The 23,221-nt window shown below is 39.9% G+C and carries 20 protein-coding genes, 1 tRNA gene and 3 pseudogenes; 8 read left to right on the top strand and 16 right to left on the bottom strand.

What is annotated here, in order from left to right:
- Positions 1 to 28: 28 nt before the first annotated feature.
- The 3 genes from CUU66_RS18385 to CUU66_RS18375 all read right to left on the bottom strand — a co-directional run bounded on the left by CUU66_RS18385 (position 29) and on the right by CUU66_RS18375 (position 5,057).
- Complete coding sequence (locus tag CUU66_RS18385; protein WP_101644868.1) at positions 29 to 3,163, bottom strand: AAA family ATPase; 3,135 nt, start codon at positions 3,161 to 3,163, stop codon at positions 29 to 31.
- Positions 3,163 to 4,305 (bottom strand): exonuclease SbcCD subunit D, encoded by a 1,143-nt coding sequence (locus CUU66_RS18380; RefSeq protein ID WP_101644867.1) that lies wholly within the window; start codon positions 4,303 to 4,305, stop codon positions 3,163 to 3,165. Before CUU66_RS18380 ends, CUU66_RS18385 begins: the two co-directional genes overlap by 1 nt.
- Positions 4,306 to 4,490: 185 nt before the next feature.
- Positions 4,491 to 5,057, bottom strand: coding sequence for a GNAT family N-acetyltransferase (locus CUU66_RS18375; protein WP_101644866.1), 567 nt, complete (start codon positions 5,055 to 5,057; stop codon positions 4,491 to 4,493).
- Positions 5,058 to 5,272: 215 nt separating this feature from the next.
- Between CUU66_RS18375 and CUU66_RS18370 the strand changes: the two genes are divergently transcribed.
- The 4 genes from CUU66_RS18370 to chbG all read left to right on the top strand — a co-directional run bounded on the left by CUU66_RS18370 (position 5,273) and on the right by chbG (position 11,660).
- On the top strand, positions 5,273 to 6,571 hold the full coding sequence (locus CUU66_RS18370) for an MFS transporter (protein ID WP_101644865.1): 1,299 nt from the start codon (positions 5,273 to 5,275) through the stop codon (positions 6,569 to 6,571).
- Between the two features lie 1,225 nt (positions 6,572 to 7,796).
- Positions 7,797 to 9,026, top strand: a complete 1,230-nt coding sequence (locus CUU66_RS18365) for an ATP-binding protein (RefSeq protein ID WP_101644864.1) — start codon at positions 7,797 to 7,799, stop codon at positions 9,024 to 9,026.
- A 485-nt stretch (positions 9,027 to 9,511) separates the two neighbouring features.
- Positions 9,512 to 10,786, top strand: a complete 1,275-nt coding sequence (gene celB, locus CUU66_RS18360; RefSeq protein ID WP_101644863.1) for a PTS cellobiose transporter subunit IIC — start codon at positions 9,512 to 9,514, stop codon at positions 10,784 to 10,786.
- Positions 10,787 to 10,910: 124 nt separating this feature from the next.
- A complete protein-coding gene (chbG, locus tag CUU66_RS18355; protein WP_101644862.1) occupies positions 10,911 to 11,660 on the top strand; it encodes a chitin disaccharide deacetylase in 750 nt (249 codons plus the stop codon).
- 341 nt (positions 11,661 to 12,001) lie between these two features.
- Here the strand turns inward: chbG and CUU66_RS18350 are convergent, their stop codons facing one another.
- From CUU66_RS18350 to CUU66_RS18335, 4 genes are all read right to left on the bottom strand, one after another.
- Positions 12,002 to 12,601 carry a nitroreductase family protein gene (locus CUU66_RS18350; RefSeq protein WP_101644861.1) on the bottom strand — a complete coding sequence of 200 codons (600 nt, stop codon included), beginning with the start codon at positions 12,599 to 12,601 and terminating at the stop codon, positions 12,002 to 12,004.
- Positions 12,602 to 12,954: 353 nt separating this feature from the next.
- A complete protein-coding gene (locus tag CUU66_RS18345) occupies positions 12,955 to 13,689 on the bottom strand; it encodes a polysaccharide deacetylase family protein (RefSeq protein WP_101644860.1) in 735 nt (244 codons plus the stop codon).
- 103 nt (positions 13,690 to 13,792) lie between these two features.
- Positions 13,793 to 13,984, bottom strand: a complete 192-nt coding sequence (locus CUU66_RS18340) for a hypothetical protein (protein ID WP_142383751.1) — start codon at positions 13,982 to 13,984, stop codon at positions 13,793 to 13,795.
- Positions 13,985 to 14,081: 97 nt separating this feature from the next.
- Positions 14,082 to 14,378 carry a YfjL-like protein gene (locus CUU66_RS18335; RefSeq protein ID WP_101644858.1) on the bottom strand — a complete coding sequence of 99 codons (297 nt, stop codon included), beginning with the start codon at positions 14,376 to 14,378 and terminating at the stop codon, positions 14,082 to 14,084.
- A 300-nt stretch (positions 14,379 to 14,678) separates the two neighbouring features.
- Between CUU66_RS18335 and CUU66_RS18330 the strand changes: the two genes are divergently transcribed.
- Together CUU66_RS18330 and CUU66_RS18325 are read left to right on the top strand one after the other, a co-directional pair.
- On the top strand, positions 14,679 to 15,143 hold the full coding sequence (locus CUU66_RS18330; RefSeq protein WP_101644857.1) for a CarD family transcriptional regulator: 465 nt from the start codon (positions 14,679 to 14,681) through the stop codon (positions 15,141 to 15,143).
- A gap of 160 nt (positions 15,144 to 15,303) precedes the next feature.
- Entirely contained in the window at positions 15,304 to 15,489 is a 186-nt protein-coding gene (locus CUU66_RS18325; protein ID WP_101644856.1) for a hypothetical protein, read from the top strand.
- 125 nt (positions 15,490 to 15,614) lie between these two features.
- On the opposite strand, the gene CUU66_RS18320 is transcribed toward CUU66_RS18325, so the two are convergent.
- Positions 15,615 to 15,815, bottom strand: a complete 201-nt coding sequence (locus tag CUU66_RS18320; RefSeq protein ID WP_101644854.1) for a cold-shock protein — start codon at positions 15,813 to 15,815, stop codon at positions 15,615 to 15,617.
- Positions 15,816 to 16,111: 296 nt separating this feature from the next.
- Here CUU66_RS18320 and CUU66_RS18315 point away from each other — a divergent pair, with 296 nt between their 5' ends.
- The gene (locus tag CUU66_RS18315) at positions 16,112 to 16,318 is read left to right on the top strand and encodes a hypothetical protein (RefSeq protein WP_101644852.1); all 207 of its coding nucleotides are present in this window, start codon (positions 16,112 to 16,114) and stop codon (positions 16,316 to 16,318) included.
- Positions 16,319 to 16,480: 162 nt separating this feature from the next.
- Here the strand turns inward: CUU66_RS18315 and CUU66_RS18310 are convergent, their stop codons facing one another.
- Positions 16,481 to 16,909, bottom strand: coding sequence for a DUF2621 domain-containing protein (locus CUU66_RS18310; protein ID WP_101644850.1), 429 nt, complete (start codon positions 16,907 to 16,909; stop codon positions 16,481 to 16,483).
- 208 nt (positions 16,910 to 17,117) lie between these two features.
- Here CUU66_RS18310 and CUU66_RS18305 point away from each other — a divergent pair.
- A tRNA-Sec gene (locus CUU66_RS18305) sits at positions 17,118 to 17,214 on the top strand.
- Between the two features lie 413 nt (positions 17,215 to 17,627).
- Here CUU66_RS18305 and CUU66_RS25480 read toward each other — a convergent pair.
- The 7 genes and pseudogenes from CUU66_RS25480 to CUU66_RS18270 form a co-directional block, all read right to left on the bottom strand.
- Positions 17,628 to 17,843, bottom strand: a complete 216-nt coding sequence (locus CUU66_RS25480; protein WP_374703011.1) for an alpha-glucosidase C-terminal domain-containing protein — start codon at positions 17,841 to 17,843, stop codon at positions 17,628 to 17,630.
- A 102-nt stretch (positions 17,844 to 17,945) separates the two neighbouring features.
- Positions 17,946 to 19,373 (bottom strand): annotated as a pseudogene (locus CUU66_RS18300) (glycoside hydrolase family 13 protein); the annotation flags it as partial.
- Between the two features lie 436 nt (positions 19,374 to 19,809).
- A pseudogene (locus CUU66_RS25025) lies at positions 19,810 to 20,214 on the bottom strand (cytidine deaminase).
- A 197-nt stretch (positions 20,215 to 20,411) separates the two neighbouring features.
- Positions 20,412 to 20,687, bottom strand: a complete 276-nt coding sequence (locus tag CUU66_RS18290) for a CPCC family cysteine-rich protein (protein ID WP_101644846.1) — start codon at positions 20,685 to 20,687, stop codon at positions 20,412 to 20,414.
- Between the two features lie 721 nt (positions 20,688 to 21,408).
- Positions 21,409 to 21,651: a hypothetical protein gene (locus tag CUU66_RS18280; protein WP_101644843.1), complete on the bottom strand. Its 243-nt coding sequence runs from the start codon at positions 21,649 to 21,651 to the stop codon at positions 21,409 to 21,411.
- A gap of 79 nt (positions 21,652 to 21,730) precedes the next feature.
- Positions 21,731 to 22,378, bottom strand: a pseudogene (gene istB / locus CUU66_RS18275) (IS21-like element helper ATPase IstB); the annotation flags it as partial.
- A gap of 561 nt (positions 22,379 to 22,939) precedes the next feature.
- Positions 22,940 to 23,221 (bottom strand): STAS domain-containing protein (locus CUU66_RS18270; RefSeq protein WP_142383750.1); only part of this gene is annotated, 282 nt, incomplete at its 5' end.

Genomic DNA, 23,221 nt, shown 5'->3' with positions numbered 1-23,221 from the left:
TCACCTCACTACTTTAATCTTTTCACCCTTAATTCATAATCTTAAATTCTGTAAAACTGCCATTCTGTGTGGCCGTTACCTCAAGTCGGGCATCTATCCGTTCTTTCAGCTCCGGCACATGCGAAATGATCCCCACAAGCCGTCCGCTGCTTTGAATATCCACAAGTGCTTCTATCGCGTTATCTAATGATTCGGGGTCAAGTGTCCCAAATCCTTCATCAATGAACATAGTCTCCAGCGAAACCCCGCCTGAATACTGCTGTACCACATCGGCAAGTCCCAATGCAAGCGCAAGCGCAGCTTTAAAGCTCTCACCGCCAGAAAGAGTCTTAACATGGCGCTCCTGGCCGGTATATTGATCAAACACGGAAAGCTCAAGCCCGCTCTGAATATTCCTCCGGGTAGGATCCACTTTCCTAAGCAGCTGATATCTGCCGCTGGTCATCTTCGTCAGCCGCAGATTCGCTTCCTGCAGGATATCATCAAGGAAAGCCGCTAGAACAAATCTTTCAAATGTAATCCGGAAAGGATTCTGGCCGCGGGATACTTCATATAAATGACCGATTACTTTGTACTTTTCATCGAGGTCTTTCTGTTCTTCGAGCATTGCCTGAAGCTTTTTATGGATCTGCTGATTTTTCTGGAGCTGGACGATCACATTTCTGCTTTCGGCCCTATGCTGCTCAAGCTCACTGTTTATGGCTGCAAATGCTTGTTTAAGAGCGTCCAGGTCAGGTTTTTCCAGGCCTTTCAGCTTCAGCTCCAAGTCATGAAACAGCTCTTTCACTCTGTTGTAATCCTTCTCATACTCAGCAATTGCAGCTTCAAGTGAGGTAACTTGCTGCTCCGTTTTTTTAGCTCCTCTGTAGTCACCATACTTCTCAAATCCCTGGTCCTGCATATCTGCCACAAAGCGGGAACGTTCCTGCTCCAGCTCTGCCTTTAGCTCTGCAAGCCGTTTGTCAGCAGACTCCCTAAGGGCTTGAATATTGGATTCCTGCCGACTGGCTTTCTGCAGTTCCTGCTGCGATTTCTCGAGCTCATCTTGCAGTTTTTGCTGTAATGAAGCTGCCAGTTTTAGTGCCGATTCATACGCACTCATAGATCGCAGCTCTTCAGGCAGTGATTCCTGTATACTCAAAAGCCTTGAACTGGCTTCTGCATAGTCCCTGCCTGCCGCTTCCTCTTCTCCAGCAAACATTTTAATTTTTTCTCTTATATTATTCTTTTCTCCCTTTATCTTTCCTAACTCCGCTGTTATAACAGGCTGCTGGCTCTTCTTTTTGCCCAGGAACTCAAGCTCTTCTGCAAGCGAGGTGAGCTGATGCTGAAAATCAGCAGTATGGAGCGGTAAGTCCCCGAGCTGGAAGTCGTGGAGTATTTCCTTTATGCTGCTTACTCGATCTTCGAGCAGCCTCCTGGCTCCTTCAAATCCAGACTTAGCCTGATAATATCCTGTTTCGGCCACACTCTTCGCTTTTTCGGCGGAAGACAGCAGTTCCCTTTTCGCATTCAGCTCGTCTTCAGTCGGCATATCCCCAAGGGCAGCCGCAGGAGCGGGATGGGAGGTAGAACCGCAGACAGCGCATGGTTCTCCTTCCACTAAAAGAGAGGCAAGAATTCCAGCATGCGAATGTCTCCACTTATTTTCAAGCTGATTGAGAGTTTCCCTTACATGTTCTAACTCCCGTTCTTTTTGTTCCAGATTGGTTTTCTTTAATACATAAAGCTTTTCATCATTCATCAGCTCACTCTGGCTCTTTTTGATCCGGTCAAGATCTGTAAGCATTCGTTTTACAGTCTCAAGTGCTCTTTCCTGCTCTGAAAACTTCAAGGCCGCTGCGTCACTTTCTTCTTTCTGCAAGTACAGCTTCTCTTCTTCTTTCTCCAGGAAAACAGCCCTGCTCTCAGCCTTTTGTTTATGATCTTTAGCCAATTTGAGCTTTTGATGAAGCTGTTCTGTTTCTTTCTGAAGACCGGAGAAAACAGACACTGATTCACGAAGACTCTTAAGGCGGTGAACCTCAGCTGACGCTTGTTCACGCTGCTCTTTCTTTCCAAGCTCCTGCTGATATCTCTCTTCTGCTTTTTGGACTTTCAGCTTCAGCTGTTCAGCTTCAATTGATAGATTAGCTGCTTCTTCCTCCGTGCTTTTTACCTGCCTGCCTACTTTTAGATAAAACTCTTCCTGTTTTTCAAGCTGTGCAGCTTTTGCAGCAAGAAGCAGACTTTTTTTTACGGAGTCAATTTCACTTTTTTTCGCTTCGAGCTCTTCCTTGTTCTGCTTAAGTCTGTCACGTTCCTTCAGCTTTGATATCAATTCTTCGGCCTGATATATTTTCTGCTGAATGTGATCCCTTGTCTGCTGCTTTTGCTTCTCTTCAAGTTCCAGGCTCCTGCTTTTATCTTTCAGTGCCCTGTTTAGCTCTTCCAATAAGGAAAGAATCCGTATCTCGTTTGGATCATCCAGATTCATTTCAGATTGAAGTTCTTCATATTCCCCTGCCTGGATGTCTTTTATTAAAGCTTTTCGTTCATTTTTATTGGCATCGGCCTGCTTTTTTAAAAGAGTTGCTTCTTCTTTCAGCTTTTCTTCTATCCTTTTATAGATTTCTGTATGGAATAAACGCTGCAGGATCACTTCCTTATCTTTACTTTCGGAGGTAAGCAGCTTTCTGAACTCGCCTTGAGGAATCATAAGGATTTGTCGGAACTGGTTAGCATCAAGACCGATGATTTGTTTGATTTTCTCATCTACTTCACGTACATTGGCACCTATTAGTACTCTTTCGCCGTCTTCATTGACCTCATAAAGCTCAGCCTTTGCCGTTACAGTCGTGGTTCCTTCACCAGACTTCTTCTTACGTTCCTGCTGGGGTGAGCGGTGTATGTAATACACTTTTCCTCTTAACGAGAATTCTAAAGAAACTTCTGTAAGAGAGTCTTCATCGGCAAATTGGCTTCTTAATTCCTGGCCGCTTCTGTCTTCGCCGCTTGCCTTTCCATAAATGGCAAAGCTCAGTCCATCAAAAATGGTGGTTTTGCCTGATCCTGTTTTCCCTGAGATAACAAACATAGTCCGGCTGCCAAGAGAGGAAAAATCAATCTCTTCCTTTTGTGCATATGGACCGAATGCCTGCATGGTGATCCTCAGCGGTCTCATCAGAAATCACCCTCCCTTTTTGTCTTTTCAATGACCGAAGTCATGACAGCAAGTTTTGAATCGTCAAAGCTTCGGTCTGTCATATTTGAATAAAATGTCTGGAATAAATCCAGCTCAGACTTCTTCTCGTCTCTCTGTGCCGAATAAGATTGTTTCCGCTTCAAATCAGTGAAATCCCATTTTCGCTCAAGGTGCAGGATATTGGGATATACCTGGCGCAGCTTGCCCATTGGGTCAAGGATCGTTCCCTCATCAAGCAGAGTGACTTTTATATAATCCTGGATTCTTTGAGACTGATAGAATGAGGGATCCAGCAGTTCTTCGAGGTATCCGGATAATTCCCTCATATCATTGCGCGGCTTAAGGGAACGGCATTGCAATTCAAACGTTCCATCTTCTTTCATTTCGATAACGGACACAGCCTTCTTCTGCTTAGCCTCAGAAAATGAATATTTCATCAGCGATCCCGAATAATATACTTTTGGATGTTTAATAGCATCAGGACTGTGGAGGTGGCCCATGGCTGTATAATGGAAGCAGTCAAAAAGATCGGCAGACACACAGCCCGAACCGCCGACAGATAAGCTCCGCTCTGAGTCAGAGGTTTTACCGCCAAGGACAAATGCATGTCCAACCAGCACATTTGGCTCATTTGGATTTAATTTTTCTTCAATTTTTCCAACCAAAGCCTTCATTGCATCCTGATGGGAATGGATGCTGCTGTCATCCAGCAGGTAGCGGACCGTTCCCGGCTCTGCATATGGAATACTGTAAAAATTTACCCCACCAATCTGAACAGGCGTAAAATCTGCAGACAGCTTCCCCTGAATGAATAGCCGGCTCTGCTTATACCAGCTCGTCCCAAAGGAAAGACGCTCTGCACTGTCATGGTTCCCTGCAATCGCCACTACCGGGATTTTCATCTCTACATTAATTTTAAAAAGAATTTCATCCAGAAGTTCCACAGCTTCAGTCGGAGGAACGGAGCGGTCATATAAGTCCCCGGCAATAATGACCGCATCCGGCTGTTCCTCCTCCACCAGCTGAACAAACTGGACTAACATTTCCCGCTGCTCTTCAGTCATATGAATGCCGTGCACAATCTTTCCTAAATGCCAATCGGCAGTATGTATAAATTTCACTATCTTCACCCCGTACTGTGGTTTATCCATCACAATTTTCGTTTAACACCTATTATATCAAATAGATATTGTTTTCACAGTATTAATCACGAACGCACGTTCCAAATCATTCGACATTTCTATTTCTAAAAATGGCTGTCTCTGGAACTCATTAAAAAAGAACCTTGTAAAAAGGTCCATAGTGACTATTTATATAAATCCTTTTTTAACAAAGAGCAAACCACTGCATCGCAAAATCTCCCTTTTTCAAAAGACGATTCTCTAGACACTCCTTCAATCGTAAATCCCTGTTTCCGCAATGTGCCTTTTGACGCAATGTTCCCTGGGTGGTACCTTGCTTCAATCCGGTTTAGGCCCATTTGATGAAAGGCGTAAGAAATAACAGCTGGAAGAATCTCGGTCATGACTCCCTTCCGCCAATATTCTGGAGTAACTTCAAAACCAAGCTCTGCTTTGAAATGTGACTTTTCCCAGCTATGGTACCCGGCGCTTCCTATTATTTTATCTGTTTCCTTTAAAGCAACCCCCCATCTAATCCCCTCGTTTTTCTCGAACGATTCCTGCAGACCGATAATTAACTCTGCCGCTTGGTTCATACTTGTTAACGTATCAAGATCATAATACTTCGTAACTTCATCTTTGGAAAAATAGTGAAATAGTTCTGGTGCATCGCTGGGAATGATCTTTCGTAAGATAAACCGCTCTGTCTCCAGAACTGGAAACTTCCGTTTTTTTTCGGTGGTTTGTGACATCTAACATTCTCCTTTCCTTGGCATCCTTTCTAGTATTCTGCGTTAATGGTAAAAAACCTATCTAAATTTACTAGTTTTGAAAATTCACTTTAGTGAAATAATATGAGAGAATAATAACTAAACAGAATACGCTTTCATATCTTCTAATTCTGTTTTCATTCATGCACATCTCCGTGCAGCGTAAACATCCATCAGAATACATAAGGAGGACAAGTATGAAATCATCCGCAGAACGAGCAAACTCAAGGCGGATCACCGCCAATATCTTCAAGGGGTCGGTCGGTAACCTGATCGAATGGTACGACTGGTATGTCTATTCTGCCTTTGCTGTTTATTTTTCGGCAGAATTCTTCCCAAAGGGAGATCCTACTTCTCAGCTGCTTAATACAGCAGCCATTTTTGCCGTAGGATTCCTCATGCGCCCGATCGGCAGCCTGATAATGGGCCGTTATGCTGACCGGCATGGCAGGCGGGCAGCACTTACCCTATCAATCACCATAATGGCCGCGGGATCACTGGTCATTGCCCTGACACCGAGCTATCAATCAATCGGGGTATTGGCACCGATCATCCTGGTGCTTGCCCGCCTATTGCAGGGAATTTCATTAGGAGGAGAGTATGGGACATCGGCCACTTATTTATCCGAAATGGCGAGCAGCGGCCGCCGCGGGTTCTACTCAAGCTTCCAATATGTTACTCTTGTAGCCGGCCAGCTGGTGGCACTAGGCGTTCAAATTATCCTGCAGCAAATCCTAAGCGAATCAGATATGAATTCCTGGGGCTGGAGAATACCATTTGTCATAGGAGCACTAGGTGCATTAGCCGTTTTATGGCTCCGCCGCACGATGGACGAATCCGAGCAGTTCGAAAAAATGAAAACTACCAACAGCGAAAGCGCAGGGACGCTTAAAATACTGGTCAAGTATCCAAAAGCAGTCCTGACCGTAGTCGGCCTGACTCTTGGCGGAACCGTCGCCTTCTATACGTATACAACCTACCTGCAGAAATTCATGGTTAACACAGTCGGCCTTGAAAAAGAGCAGGTCAGCTGGATCAACTTCATGGCCCTGCTTATATTCATTGTACTGCAGCCGCTAGCCGGGGGGCTTTCCGACCGGATCGGGCGCCGTCCGCTGCTTATGGGCTTCGGAATATTCGGGACGCTTCTGACTGTTCCACTCTTCATGCTTATGGAAAAAACCGATAGTCCGATGGCAGCTTTCCTGCTCATGATGGTTGGGCTTGTAATAGTGACTGGTTACACATCCATCAATGCCATTGTAAAAGCAGAATTGTTTCCAACTAAAATCCGTGCTCTCGGCGTAGGCTTTCCTTATGCCATCACCGTAGCAGTATTCGGAGGTACCGCAGAATTCATCGCACTCTGGCTGAAAAACATCGGACACGAATCTCTCTTTTACTACTATGTAGCAGCATGTATTGCAGTAAGTCTACTAGTATACTGGCGTATGACAGAGTCTTCGAAGGAATCGAAGATTGAGGCTGATGAATAAACAGAATAAAAACCGGCTCTTTTAGGTCTATCAGGCTGTCGAGAAATGTCTCGGCAGCTTTTTTTAAATGTGTTCGCTTCACATACCAATGCTTCTGTTTTCACCGGTTAGCGCATCCCCCATCATCAAATGCTTCTGTAGTGTGAACAGCTTTAAGCTAATCTTCCATAGAATATGCCGACTACCGATCCAGGATCTGTCTGATACCAACTGGACCTCTTAAACAGTTTAAGGAAGACGAAGGCTCTAGCTGAAAACAGAAGCATACTTATCCGACGCTGCTATCATCTAGAAGACTTGGCAATAAGAACATTCCTTGAAGAACAAATCTATGGAGTTAAACATGCTGCGGCCTATTAGGTATAGATAAATCGTAAACATAAAATAGTCAGGAAAACAGACAGAAAACCCCCGCCCTGCAATAAGCATATCCTATGTAAGATAAGCATAAATCGAGGTGGATCAGCATAAATCACCCTGCATAAGCATTGGAGAAAGTGAGATAAGCATAAAGGTTCAAAACATAAGCGTAAAACCTAAACACATAAGCATAAACCTTCTGAACATAAGCATATTTCAGAGAAAGATAATCATAAACCATGCTGGACCATACTGCATGCTATACATTTAGTAAAAATCTCTATTAAAAACATGATTCAAGGGCAGCAAAATCCTATTTTACATCTCAATTACTTAGTTCAGCCTCCAAAAAAGCCTTTTTTATAAAAAAATGGTTAATATCTCACTCACTGTTTTCCGTCTGCATAATGGGTCATATCAACAAAAATAAGTGCATCTGCCAGCGAGTAAAAATTTGACCAAAATCTTTGAAATTTACTAAAACAACATGTATGAAATATACAATCGACGAGAGAGATGATCTGTACTCTGGTTAAGCAGGATATTACGAAACTTTATCTCTTTTTCTTTTGGACTTCTGGCTCCATAAAGATCAGGCACCACCTGTCAGTTTTGTATAAGCCTTTTACACAGCTAGTCTATATCCACGGGCGCACAATCAATCCTCTTCTCTGGGAAATGACAAACGCCTGGTGCGGATTCATTCATTCTTCGCGTTATCCTGCCTAAATTCCCAATGCAAATATAACCCCATACAGAGGTTACAACAACACAACTCCCTATTAAAAATTCTACAAAATATTCCTTTAAACCCTATGAATCTATGCTATGATGTAGAAAATATCAATGTAATGAGGAAAGCCCTATGAATGTTTCAGGACAAATCATTCTCGTCTTGGTTTCTGTATTGTTTACTGTTTATCAAAAAATCGTTGATCAAGAGCCTTTTATCACATTCGATTTTTTAATTTTCACCTTGATTGCATGGCTGGTTGGCTGGCAATATGATCTGGCCAGATATTATGCCAATAAAGCAAAGAACAATGAACTAAACTACAAGCAATTATTAGATTTACTTCCGGATACGGTTTATATTCACCGGGACTTCAAGGTGATTTATGCGAATAAAGCGGCTGTTCACCTTATAGGAGCTTCCGGCAAGAAGGATGTAATCGGCAAATGCCTCCAGGACTTTATCGTGCAGGAGTACCATGCCCGTTTAATGGAAAGGGACAAGCAGATCAAGAAACAAAAGCAGCCCATCCACACAATTGAATACAAGATAAAGCGGTTTGATGGAAGTTCACTGATCTTTGAAGCATCCTCCATTGAGATAGTTTTCGAAGGAAAAAAAGCCGTACTGACCATAGGAAAAGATATTACAGAAAGAAAAGCTGAAACGGAACGGATCATCCAAAAATCGGAGAAGCTCGCGCTTTTAGGACAGATGGCTGCAGGGATCGCTCATGAAATACGGAATCCCCTCACCTCTATCAAGGGATTTATACAGTTGTTCCAGGCAAGCTATCCCAAGGAAAAATACACAGAAATCGTATTATCCGAGCTCGAAAGAATTAACTCCATAGTAGGTGAATTTCTGGTGCTTGCCAAGCCGACCGCTGCCGTCTTTGCAGAACAAGATGTGAAGATACTAATCAAAGATGTTGTTACTTTAATAAATAATCAATCCATGCTGAACAATGTTCAGATATTCGTGGAATTTGACAGTCACCTGCCAATGGTGAGCTGTGAAGAAAAGCAGATGAAACAAGTCCTGCTTAATCTTCTCCAAAACTCCATCGAAGCGATGCCGAAAGGTGGCAATATCGATGTGAAGGTAATGAAAAAAGAAGAAGGTAAAATCTCTATCCAAATTATTGACCAAGGAATCGGCATCCCCAAAGAACGCATCCCTACCCTGGGCGAACCGTTTTATACAACAAAGGAAAAAGGAACCGGACTGGGTCTGATGACGTGCTATAAGATCATAGAAGGCCATAACGGCGAGCTTAAGATCGACAGCATTGTAAACGTAGGAACCACAATTGAAATCATTCTGCCAACGATTACTCAGCCCTATTTGCAAGGGAAGTAAACCATAGGAAAATATAGAAATAAAAATCCGGTAGACATAAAGTCTATCGGATTTTTTTGGGATCATTATCTTTTTTAGTTTTAAATTATGAAAACTTTTATATGAATAATAATGGCTAGCACAGGATATATTTTTTCAAATCAATGAGTATATTATATAAATTTATTTTTAAGCAATCAATCTCCTTGAAATAATTGTTTCCTCCCTCGTTATTTGCACATCTATGTTACAGCATAAAATTCCTTACTATGTTGAACGATATTTGCCCGCTCATACTAAGTAAATTCTAACCCCATGTAAGTCAGGCGTCCTTTTAAATGCTAAGCTGCCTTAGCAGCAGGTTACATAACCATTATTCTTAACCATCCTGGAAAATGTAATAAAAGGGGGTGCATATATGACTAAACTAAACTTTCATCTGATTTAGAAATTATTTATCTTTTATCATGTTTAGATGGTTCATAACTAAAAGAAGGGGTGGACATATGGATAAATTAATTGCTTTATTAGACAAGTACCTGGTTCCTATTGCAGGAAGAATAGGATCTCAAAAGCATCTTGTTGCCATTCGAGATGGTTTCGTTAGTGCATTGCCTCTTATCTTAATTGGATCTATTGCCGTATTAGTCAATAATCTTCCGTTTGATTGGTTCCAAGATTTCATGAAAAACCATGTTTCCGAGAATTGGCAGGACTTTGGGAATTACATTTGGAATGCAACCTTTGCCATATTTGCTATTTTTATAGCTTTTTCCGTGGCTTACAATCTTGCAAAAGAATATGAAGTAGATGAGTTATCCGCGGGTTTTGTATCTTTAAGTGCTTTCTTACTTTTATCCCCTTTGACCGAAGATGGTACTGGTATCATGACAAACTGGATAGGTTCTAAAGGTTTATTTGTAGCTATTTTTGTTGCTGTCATTTCTACAGAAATATTTCGCAAACTGATCCAAAAGAATTGGGTCATTAAGATGCCTGCCGGGGTTCCGCCTGCAGTTGCAAAACCATTTATGGCATTAATACCTGCAGGAGTTGTATTAGTATTAATGGGAAGTATTCAATTTTTCTTTGCCCATGGATTAGGTACAAGCTCTTCTGAATTTTTGTATTCTACTTTGCAAAAACCGTTCCAGTCACTTGCAGATTCCTTACCGGCAGTAATCTTTCTTCAATTCAGCAAATCAATTCTATGGTTCTTTGGGCTGCATGGCAGTAATATTCTAAGTCCAATCGTAAATAGCGTTTACCTGCCTAACTTGGAAGAAAATATTGCAGCATTTCAACAGGGTGTCTCTGCTGGTGATCTTCCAAATATCGCTACCACTACTTTCTTTGATGTGTTTGTCAGCATCGGAGGAACTGGAAATGGCCTAGGATTACTTTTTGCAATACTGATTGCAGCAAGACAGCAGCAGCTAAGAGGAATCGGAAAATTGGCTGCCCCAGGTGCGTTATTTAATATTAATGAACCTATTATGTTCGGTATACCGGTTGTCTTGAATCCGATACTGTTTATACCTTATATGTTAACCCCAATGGTTCTGGTTACCATATCATACCTTGCCACAGCAGTGGGATTAGTACCGCATACGACCGCACTAGTGCCCTTTACCACCCCTGTTATCATTGGAGGATATTTAGCAACGGGCGGATCAATTGCAGGGGCTATTTTACAAATCGTAAACGTAGCTGCAGCCTGTTTAATATATCTTCCTTTTATTAAGGCACAGGATCTTTATTCCGCTAAACAAAATATATAGATAACTTATCTTTATCAATTTGAAAAAATAAAATAGCTAAACAAATTTAGAGTAAGGAAAAGTGTTGGATGTTGTAACTTTCAGGTTTTTTCCTTGAATTTCAATATAGGAGGCAGTGAAACAAGTGAGATTGATTGTAAATGCGGATGACTTTGGCTACACTCGTGGAGTTACTTACGGAATTCTTGAATCTTTTAGACAAGGTATTGTAACATCAACCACAATGATCTGTACTACTCCATGGATGGATCATGCAGTCGAGATTGCGAAAGCGCATCCAAACCTAGGTGTAGGCGTACATCTTGTTTTGACCTGTGGTAAACCTCTTAGAACCGATGTCCCATCTTTAGTTAGAGAAGACGGAACCTTCCATCGACAAAGTGATTTTATTCACTATGTAAAAGAAGATGAAGTGGAACGTGAATGGGAAGCTCAGATTCAACGTTTTATTTCGAGCGGATTAAAGCCCACTCATTTTGATAGTCACCATAACGTTCATGGAAGAGAACTGATTTTACCCATTGCGTTAAAATTGGCAAGGAAATACAATGTACCCTTGCGAAAGTCAGATGCTGAAAACAATCCTGCCAACGATAAAAAATATGGTTCTGTCCGCCATACGAATTTTTTATATCGGGATTTTTATGGCGACGGATCAACATTAGAGAACCTAGCTGGCCTAATAGAAAATGCCGCTATTAAGGAAGGAAGCTCTGAAATTAATTGCCATCCTGCTTTTATAGACAGTGAATTAGTGAGAGCCAGCTCTTATACGGCACCACGGCTTAAAGAGTTTGACATTTTAACGTGTGATGCGATCAAAGACATAGTAGAAAGAAACAACATTCAGCTTATTCATTATGGCCAACTTTAATCTAAGAAAGAAAATCTCCGCATATGCAAAAAGGAAGCTCTCGATCCTTGAATAAATCTCGTACTGTGCAACATTTTTAATGACGGCCTGCTTATCATTCTTGTGATTACCCTGCCTCGGTGAAGTATTTACAATGGCAGCGCGTTTCATTAGCCATTTAAATCCAAAACAAACGGCATATATATGTGATATGAAAGCCCTGTAAAGTTACCAGGGCTTTTGTTTTCTTATCAACTGCACAATGAAAGAATGGACCTTTCATTTTGCTTATCTTCCAAAGAAGAGTAAAAAAATGCCGGATGACAAAAGTAAATGTCACCCGGCATTTTATCAACGTACTGTCAAAACGTCCCCTCACTAATAACATCTTCCAACGGCTTTCGGCTGCTTGGTATTTCACGCTCCTGTAAACTTTCGCTCAAGGATTCTTTTTCGCCGCGATAGCCAATGGCAATGACAGCGTGGAGCTTAAAGTCAGCTGGCACTTTGAGAATTTCACGCGCAAGTTCCCGGTCAAAGCCGCCAATGGCATGTGTACTTAAGCCAAGCAAAGTCGATTGAATGGCCATGTGGCCCCAGGCTGTTCCTGCATCAAATTCATGTGCAGTGTTTGAATCACCATTTTCTCTTTTCGTATCAGACGCCACCATTACAAGAACAGGTGCCTTTTCTGCCCAAGTCCGATTGAAAGGGCTTAAGAATTTATTGAAAAGCTGCAGATGTTCTTCTGTTTTTGCCACAACAAAACGCCATGGCTGGTCATTAAAGGAAGAAGGAGCCCAGTGTGCAGCCTCCAAAATGCTATTCACATCTTCATCAGTTACCTTTTGGTCCGAAAAAGCACGGGGAGACCATCGATTTAAAAATACCGGATCAACCGCATGGACTGCCTTCCGATGCTCTTTTACTACGTTTTCCAGCTGGCTGTCTTTCACCTTCATATATATACCTCATTTCCTATAGGAGTACATATCTATGATATCCTTATTAGTACTTTTTTACATTTCTGAAACATGATGTTTAATGAAATTAGTATTATTATACTAGAACAAAGAAGAAGCATTCTTTCTGAATGCTTCCTTAACATAGGCTTTATACCCTTTTATTCAATCAGGAGAGGCGAAGATTAGAGTCCTTTACTCCTCCTTGCTTAAGAAAATCTGATAGAGCACACATAATATAATTTTCTATTTAATTTTTCCTTAATGCTTTTGCTAATTGTTTGAACCTAAAACACCACAAAGGGAACAAGGGCGTTGTACCTCCCCTTGTTCCCTTTGTGTATTAAATGGCTTTATTCGCCCTCGATTAATTTTGCAAACTCCCCAATTGTTGTTGAATATTTGATATAGATTCGAGGCAAAAGATACAGCTCATCTTTACTGCCCTTCTGATAAAATGGACCAGGGGTTGTCGTAAGTCCAAACAAATAGGATTTTTTCGTTTCATCTATGACCTTCTTATCAGTAATTCCGTAAGGGTACGCAAGAGCAATTACTGATTTGCCCGTTATTTTTTGTATTTTATCTTTGGACTCTCTAAGTTCATAATCGTATCGATTTAATTTCGTCAAATCAGGATGTGTGGCCGAATGAGACTGGATTGAAATAATGCCTGTATCTGCCAGCATTTTCAAATCGGACTTCGATAGTCGGTTGGAACGACCAATAAAATCTGAAATAACAAAGAAGGTACCCGTTGGCTGAAAATGTGGTTTTTTCAGTTTTTGAAAGATTTCAAATGCATGTAAATTGTTTTTGTAACCGTCATCAAAAGTAATGAAAATAGGTTTGTTTATTTTATTAATGTCCTGCCACCGTTCAAAGGTCAATAAGGTATAGCCATGTTCTCGCAAATAAATCATTTGATTCTCGAAATTTTTCGGTGTTACATATAGCTCCCTAGATCCCTTTCCCTTAAACTCATCGATTGAATGATAAATTAAAATGGGTACTTTTCTTTGGGCAAAAGCTTGTGATGGAAGAACTATGATAAGAAAACATAAGAAAGCCATTGCAGCCTTTTTCATAAAACTCCTCGCTTCATTTACAATTTATATCCTTATCATTTTACAGTTCCTCAATATTTACCCAAAGAAGATGTGTAATAATGGAAGAAAGAGTATTTGCTTCTTACCCAATTTCCTCTTCTATAAATAAATGATGCAGGCTTTTATTAAACACACTTTCTGCATCATCCCCCACACTGACAGAAAGCTTTTTCCCTTTCCACAATTTTGTGCCGCAGGTAAAGAGCTCATCTTCCTTTTTCACAAGATACACTTCAACAAATGAATTTTTATGGAATAATAAATTGAACTTCACAGGGATCATCCCCTTCTTCATCCTCGGATTTCCACAGGAGACTTCGGATTATTCAGTTATTCCTTAGGCGGGGGGCACAGCTGGCTGCTACATGCTTTTAATTTGTTTTATACTCCAGCAGACCGTCATTGACCACCTTCCCTTTTCTAACATCCAGATGAGCCTTGACCGAGCCGTCTTTTGAAATAATATGGACGATATATATTTCTTCCCCGGGATAATAAGCAACATTAGTTACAATAAACGGCTGTCCAGGATAATGATCTTCAAGATAATCCCTTGCAATTTTCTTACTTTCCATCTTGGTAATCAGGTTACCATAGAAATAGACAAGCACAATCAATACGGCTGGAATCGCCGCCAAAGCTGCCGGAAACCAGAATTTAATTCGCACTATTCATCGATCTCCTTTTAGATTCAGCTTAATCTTGATCCGTGAAAACAAAAATTAAAGTACGATATTATATTTTTGTGTGAGAGATATTATACCCCCGGACTTTTGCATGGAGGGGGTAAATTTGCTGGCAAAACATATAGGTCAATGATCAAACCAAGTGTCCATCAGAAAATAATCTTTTATTTAATTTTCATCCCTTAATTATTGACATCAACCAATTAATAATGATAATATAGAAAATTTGATTATACACACACTCCGTGATATGATTAAGATTAGATACATGGAGGTGGGTAAATGTTTGAAATTGGAGATAACATTATGTATCCAATGCATGGTGCTGGGGTCATTAGAGGAATTGAAGAGAAAGAAATTCAAGGAGTAACCCGTAAATACTACGAGATTCAACTTCCCATGCATAACATGCAATTACTTATCCCGATTGATCAGGGCAATTCCCGAATACGCTTGGTAGCCGATGCCCTTTCCATGGACCTTGTATTGGATATATTCCATCATGGTGAATCGGATCCATCATTAACCTGGAAACAGCGTTATAAGATCAACTCCGATAAGATGAAAACAGGAAGTCTCCAAGAGGGTGCTGAGGTTGTCCGTGATTTAAGGAGAATGCAAAACGAAAAAAAGCTGAGCTCTAATGAAAAACACATGTTGGATAAAGCCAGTCTCATACTGATTGAAGAATTAAGTTTAATCATGGGCATTACTGAAGGCCAAGCGGCTGAATTGTTAAAGATCTAGATACCCTGTTAGATCTCCGTCTTAACTCCGCACCATATTCCCCCTTTGCCCATCTAAAACAAAAATCCTCTTCTATCTCGTTAAGTGAACAAACCCTTAAAACTTACGAACTTCTATAAAAAAGGATTTAAAGAAAATAACATCTAAGGAGCTGCTTATCTTGAAGTATTTATGCATTAAGGATTGGGAAATGAACGGCACCATATATTTCAAAAAAGATAAAAGCTATAAAGGAAGAGAAGTTAAAGCATCTACGGACAATCAGGAAAAAAGCGTCAAAATGGTTGGAGAAAACAATTTGCGAATAAGATTCCAAAAAGGCAGCGGATATTTTATCGCCATCTAATTTTAAAAATGGATTAGGATTTCGCACAGAAAACCTGCTAGCGGGCGTTAGCGGGTTTTTGTACTTCTTTTTTTAGCACACAAAAAAAACAGACCCTGAAAGGATCTGTTTTAACTTACAGTATATTACGCTTTTTGAACGTTAGCTGCTTGAGCTCCACGAGGACCTTGCTCAACGTCAAAAGTTACTTTTTGACCTTCGTCTAGTGATCTGAAACCGTCGCTTTGGATTGCAGAGAAATGTACGAATACGTCGTCTCCACCTTCACGTTCGATAAATCCAAAACCTTTTTCTGCGTTAAACCATTTTACTGTACCTTGTTCCATTTTTGTTGCCTCCTAGTGCGTTGAACGCACAATGTGTTACTATCCTTGCATAGTGATCATCAAGACGAAAAGTCGGTAACTTATACAATCCTTTACACCGAACAAAAATAATTCTTACTTAGAATAACATGCTCTGAAGATAATTGCAAGCGATATTCCAATAAAAAAAATTTAAATGTTTTTTATCTATATCTCCAATCAACATTGAAACTTTACCTATTCTAAATATTTAATTGTTTGAACAAAGGAGAAAAAAGGATAAGTGTCGAAAACTAACATATAAGGAGTTGACTCAGGTGGATAAAACGAAACTAATCAAGATCATGCAGTCCGTTAATCGAGGTAACTTTTTTGAAATAGAGATACCAATTTCTTCTGTAAACGAAGAAAACATGATTAAAGACCTGGCTAAGGAATTAGAAAGTGAAGGAAAAATTAAATTAAGAGAATGCATCCCCAGAGAATATTCTGTTTATCTCCAGGGAATCATGAAGTACTCATAAGAATAAATAAGACAAAAAGCGGCGAAGCCTGGGTTAATTTAGCACTCAGGTTTTTATACATTCTTTTTTACGGAAGTTTCCGGACCTGGTTCCACATAAGCCTTTCACTCATCCTGGGTTCTATTTCATTCAACAAAAAGAAGCATCCTAATCGAATGCCCCTTACTGAAACAGATGCTGATATGGAGCCACATCCACCTGTCTCTGATTTAATTTTTTCAATAAAAATTTATGGTCTCGTTTTGGTGTTGCCATTATGTAACCTCTAATGATCAGGTCTTCCGTAATGCGCGGTGCCTTTTCTTCTATAGCAAGCTCCCCGATCTTCCCTGCAATTTTCTGCCGGGCCACGTCCCGGAACAACTCCGGTACAGGACTTACTAGATCCTCAAGCAGCTCCTTCTCCGGCTTCTTCCAGAGACTTCGCGTCTGCTTCACATAATGTTCTTCCCAATCCAATATCGAACGTCCATCTTCCTTTGGAAGCCGCTTCAAGAATTTACGGAACATAAAAAATCCGCCAATTGCAAACATGCCGACTAAAAACACGACCCAAAAAAGGATAAACCATAAAAACCAGCCACCCAGCACTGTGTTCACCCCTGTTTTATTTTCAATGTATAATCTATTATAGCCGCGGAGAGTAAGCATTTACAAGAGTAATAGACAGGTTAATGGCTTCTTATTCATGAAGAAATTTAATACTAAATGACATATCATGCCGAAAACTGGTGTTATAAACTTCCTCTTTCATTTATTTGATTAACTAGAAAAGCACTGGTATACTGATACTTTGTATGGGGCTGGAAGGGTAGCTGGTGCGCTCCTCGGTCTTCAAAACCGCGTGAGAGGCGCGTGTCGTCTCTGGTGGGTTCGATTCCCACACGGTCCCGCCACAAATGTTGATATATCAATTATATTTAAACAGTAGGTTTACAACCAAATTAAAAAAACTAAGAACATTAAAAAGAATCGTAAAAAGTGTTTCAAAAACTAATCCTCCAAAAACCTAATGAGTTTTAATAATATTTCAATAACACAATCACAAAATTTCCATTCCTTCTTAAGCTAACCTGCCCCGAAAGCTTAATAATGGTCAGGAGCAAACACAATTTCATAAACTGGACCTAATTAAATTTTTACTTTTTTGAGTAAGAGCCATAGATATATCTGTGGTCTGTTAAGTTCAATATTGATACTGTAAGAGATAAAACAGCTGATATAAAAATTGAAATTCTTCCCATATTTTCACCTTCACTTAGTGTAAAAACACCACTTTTTGTTGAACCCGCGGGCTGGCTTTTTTAACTTAATACTCAATTATAGAAAATCCATATGCATCAAGGGCAAGGGAGGTGCCGGAAGAGCTTTTTCCGTTCAGCAGGTCGGTGCCTGTTCGCCCGGCAAATTCTGATGGAAGGCTGTATTTTTCAGCTTTGTCAGATGCATTCAGTACAACAAGAACAGCCCTTGTTCCATCCGTCCTTTTGTAGGCAAGGCAGTTCCCCCCATCTTCAGGCTCCATGAGGAAGGTATCCGAATCATTGGCGAGGACAGGAAGCTCCTTCCTTAAGGATAGCAATTTTTTTACATGGCTGAACAATTCCCTGTCCTGCTGGCCTTCCTCCCAAACCATGCATTTACGGCAGCCGGGGTCTGGCCCGCCATCCATGCCAATTTCATCACCATAATAAATACACGGCGACCCTGGAAAGGTCAGCATGAGGGTGAAAATCTGTTTCAGCTTTTCCTTGTTCCCTCCGCACACAGTCAGAACTCTTGGAGTGTCATGGCTTCCAATTAGATTGAAGGCGACTTCATTCACTGGTTTGGGATACATATGCAGAACGGCGGTGATGCCTTCCACAAATTCCTTCAATGTAATCTCCCCTTTGGCAAAAAGGTCAAGCACATTGGAGGTAAATGGATAGTTCATAACGGCATCAAACTGGTCGCCACGCAGCCATGGCATCGAATCATGCCAAATCTCCCCGAGGATATAAAGATCTGGTTTAATCTTTTTCAATTCGGAATTAAAACGAAGCCAGAATTTAGGGTCAACCTCATTCGCAACATCCAGCCTCCATCCATCAATATCAAACTCCTGGAGCCAGTATTTTCCGACCTTGATTAAATAATCTGCTACCTCAGTGTTATCAGTATTGAGCTTTGGCATCTCGGGAAAAAATCCGAAAGTATCATAATTGGGGCGCGGTTCCGTTTTAATCGGAAACTCCCACAGATGGAACCAGTCCTTGTATTTTGATTTCTCACCATTTTTAAAGACATCCTGGAACTGTGGAAAATAAAAGCCGCTATGGTTGAAGACGGCATCCAACATGACCTTAATCCCGTTTTCATGGCAAACGTCAATCAGCTTTCTAAGCGTTTCTTTTGTACCGAAGGAAGGATCAATTTCCAGATAATCAATCGTGTCGTATTTATGGTTCGAATAAGCTTTAAAAATTGGAGTAAAATAGATGCCGCTGATACCGAGATCTTTTAAATAAGGAATGTGATCAATGACTCCCTGAAGGTCGCCGCCGAAAAAGTTGTCCACCTCGGGCTCATCGCTTCCCCAGGGAAGAGTTCCTTCCGGGTCATTTTCCTTGTCGCCGTTCGCAAAACGCTCAGGGAAGATTTGGTACCAGACGGTATCTTTCACCCATTCCGGAGCACGGAAAATCAGGGATGGATGCAGGAATGGAATCGTAAATAAGAAGGCCACATCGGAAGGAACCTCATCTGTATAGCCTCTTTCGCCATAGATGGCCGTTTCGGTGCCATCGCTGATTTGGAAGCCATAGCGGATTCTCCGGTATGCCGGTTTTACTTTGGCAAACCAATAATCATAAAGGGAATCTGTGCCTGATCTTATCATTTCGGTTTCACTATGGATCCATTTTCCGTCTTCAAATTCATAAGGATCCCCGTGCAGCAGGGTAACAGTGGAAATATCTTTTTTGCCTGTTTTCAGACGGATATGGACTTCGTCTTCGCCTGACAGATAGGCAAAGTTATCAAGCGGGCGGTGGTAAATGGCTTCTTTAAGCAAAAAAACAGCAGCTCCCTTCTTTATCAAAAGCTGACGGTCAATAAAGCCGCCAGATGTTTGATCTCATCACCCTACTTATTTAACCAATTATGATAGGGTCATAAACAAGATAGGGGACGAAATTGTCCTGAAAGCTGACAAAACTGTTCTGTATGGTACAATATTATATGAAAATAAGAACAGCGTTTAATCAAAAAGGGGCGGTCGGCTGCCCCTTTATTTACGGGGTAGGGATATGTACTTATTTTACTCCAACTAGAAGGACCTGATTTTAAGCCATGTACTACCAATTTTAGATCTAGCTTTTATGAGGCCTAGCCTCTTTTTAAAAACTGGTTTTTCTGGGTCAATTTTTGTATGCTTTTTTTAGTTTTTATTTTCATGGGAGTTGAGTTTAATTTGGAATACTAGATTATGAATTAAATCAAATAGGAGATTAACTTCTATTTCTATATGCTTGATACCAATGGAAAGGCTGAACTTCATCTAATGTTTTGTATATAAGATCACTTTCTGGGTTATAAACTGCAACTTTCACTTGCGGTCCCCAGTAGAAAAGCCTCTCTTGACATATTCCACAAGGTGTTAATATTTTTTAGTCCTCTTTTTCATTATCCTTAACCACACAAATAGAATGGGTAATTTGTGTAGCTAACTTATGTGCCTCCAATATTGCTCCCGTTTCAATACACAAATCAGTTGATGCGTTTATTATATCGGGTGTGACACTTGTTAAGATGTTTCCATCAATTGTGTACATCGCCGCGGCTTCACCCCAACCAGCCGGGTATCTTTTTTCTATTAGTGCAACAGCTTCCTCAAAAAGTCTATAAAAATGAATGTCCACACTAAATTCAAATAAAATACCGAATCACTACAACCCTGCGTCCCACATTCCGTTGCACGTAATCCTCTTTCACTTATGGCTGAAAAATAACCAGTTAGTCGTATACCGAATAGAAAAAACCCAACTAGAATAGTTATTATAATGAGAATTAATTTTCCCCTCGTTCGTATTTGTTCCATATCAATAACCTTTCATTTTTTATCACTTATAGGTGTCCAGTAAGGGTCTTTGATATCCTTAAGATTTGGTTTCCTAACATGTTTAACGCTGCCCTTATCACATGCACCATATATTATAAAATTTTGTTGTGCTTCCCTAAATGAGACGCTATTCGCACCACCTACATAATCTGGGTCATTGAATTGGACTCCATCGTCTTCCCAACAACATATATCACAAATAAAGTATGTACCTGGGGGTTCTTCGTCTAATGTTTTATATCCACAACAAGGACAAGTATATTTCATGTTTTACCTCATTCTTCAATTATTAAATGTATGATAAGTGTTCTTTAACTGTTTTATTAAGATTCCCTTTCCTCTTTCGAGAAAATCAAGTCGAAAAAGGCTAAGCTTACTGATATTCCCAACGGCGTTCCAAAATCGTATATATCAATTTTAGAATGCTGAAAAATATATTTAAGTAAATATGTACAGGCACTAATTACAATAAAATATATTACAAATTTAATTACTCTTTTTCTTATTTCTAACCATTTCAATTTCCTCATATTATATAAAACTAAAACAATGAAATAAATAAAAGATAAAAGAAGGATAATAAGAAATCCAATTATAAAAGCAAAAGCAAAATCATTATTAATATCTTTATAAACAATAAACAACATAATAATAGTTCCAATAAAAACACTAGTATATATGATGTATGCTAAATTGTTCTTCATTTTTAGTCTCCGTTTCAGTACGCCGAAAGCATATCTTCATATTCAAATACTGTTGGTCTAACAAAAGATGGGAAGGTTTTACCGATATTTTCATAGGAAGAAAACTTCTCACTATTCGAAATAACAACGATACTATCTCCGTCATGACCTATTCAAAAGACATTTGTATCCTCATCTACTGTTACAACTACTGCGTCCCGAATTTCCCTTCCCAATTGCCTTGCCATCGTCGTTCTTCTACACGAAAAGAATCCCTTTTTGTCGACCAGACTACGAGGTCATTACTACTGCCAATTTGAAATATAAACATCTAATAATTTTCGAAGTTGATTAATGTTTTTAATGTCTGTAACTGATATTGCCATTTCCCCATTAGATTTAAGATATTTATATACAATATCCTGTTTTTTACACAATTTCTCATAGTTTCCTTTCCTATACGAAGGAATTTCAGCACAAAAATATATTGGAAATGCTTCTATTTGTTCCATCCATAAAGGTAAAAAATTCTCGTTAATTTCAGGCAAATAAATACCGTCATTTTAGAATACGTATTGCGGATTGTAGACGTCAAGTCGAATTTTACACTTTTTGCTCATTTCCTTTTTACACTTCTGCTGAAAATATGCTTTTCCGATTTTTCATACGATGACTTTCCTCATTCTCTCCACCATGAATGACTTCCACATGATGAAGTAACCGATCCAAAATGGCCGTTGTAATGCCTTGATCCCCAATTAAATTACCCCATTCATCTGGACTTTTATTTGAGGTGAGAATGATCGAACTTCGTTCGTATAGATGGTTGATCAAATGAAAGAATAGGTTTGCTTCTCTCTGATCCATCGCCATATACATCAAGTCGTCGATAATGACTAAATCGGCACTTCTTAGCCGTTTGAGTTGTACCTTTGATTTGTTCAGATATTCTTCCGTCTTTAAGAGCTGTACAAGCTCACCCATTGTGACGAAATAGACATTGAATCCTCTGTGAACAGCTTCGAGCCCAAGCCCAATTGCTATATACGTTTTTCCAATGCCAGGTGGACCTAATAGGATTAAGTTGTACTGTTGCTCCAGCCAGCTTAACTCTCTGAGTTGTGTTAGCTGACGGGCAGTCAGAACGTTTTGACCTTTGAGTTCAAACTCATCTAATGACTTCACGAAAGGGAAGCGTGCCCTTTTCATTCTTTTTTCAAGGCTTTTTGCTTCACGCTTTGCTAGTTCATATCGCGTAATAGACTCTAAAAATTCCTGATTACCAATTTCTTATTGGTTCAATTGGTCGGACTGAAACCGCTGCACCTGGTTCATTTATATCTCTTTTCTATTTTTACGAGTTTAGTGTTTATGGCGACCATTTAAATCCTGGTCACAGCTGGTGATAATGCAGGAAGATTTATTTGTATCATCCTGCTCGTTCTTCAATTCACACCGAGCGCAGGCACCTTTCCTGTGGAACTGGTGCCTACTGCCCTTCAGAGGCTTAACTATGTATATACCCTACAAGGATTTCGAACTCTCATTTCCACAGGGGATTATGAAATTCTCCTCCAAGACATTTTAAGGCTTATGGTCTTTCTAGTCGTTTTACAAAATTGGTGCTAAGCATCCATAAAAGAAGACTAAAGGAGTGAAAAACAAAACCTCCTCAAGAAATGATTGAGGAGGTTTTAACGAACATTTTTAATTAAAACTCTGAACAAAATTGCTCCTAATTCAAAATGAACAAATGGATCCCTTAAAATAAATAAAATGACCAGTCAATATTTATAATGAATGAGCCTTTTTATTATTGATTAGAAGTATATGTTATTATTTTATAACTTCTATCGCTTTTAAAACAGATCCATATGTCTTAATCGATGAAAAGTCGATTCCGGCACTAATAGATTTTTTTGCTAAATCGGTACGAATACCAGTAAAAACCATATTTACTCCCAACAACCGAAGAACATCATTTATTTTAAATAACTGACTTGCAACATATGTATCAATAGTAACAATTCCGGAAAAATCCATAATAAGGTATGAAAGCTTTAATCGAGAAATTTCGGGTACAACCCAATTAAAAATATGTTCAACTCTTTCAGATTC

This window comes from Peribacillus deserti (genome assembly GCF_002863585.1).
GTDB lineage: Bacteria > Bacillota > Bacilli > Bacillales > DSM-1321 > Paraperibacillus > Paraperibacillus deserti_A.
This window is presented reverse-complemented; position numbering and strand designations above follow the sequence as displayed.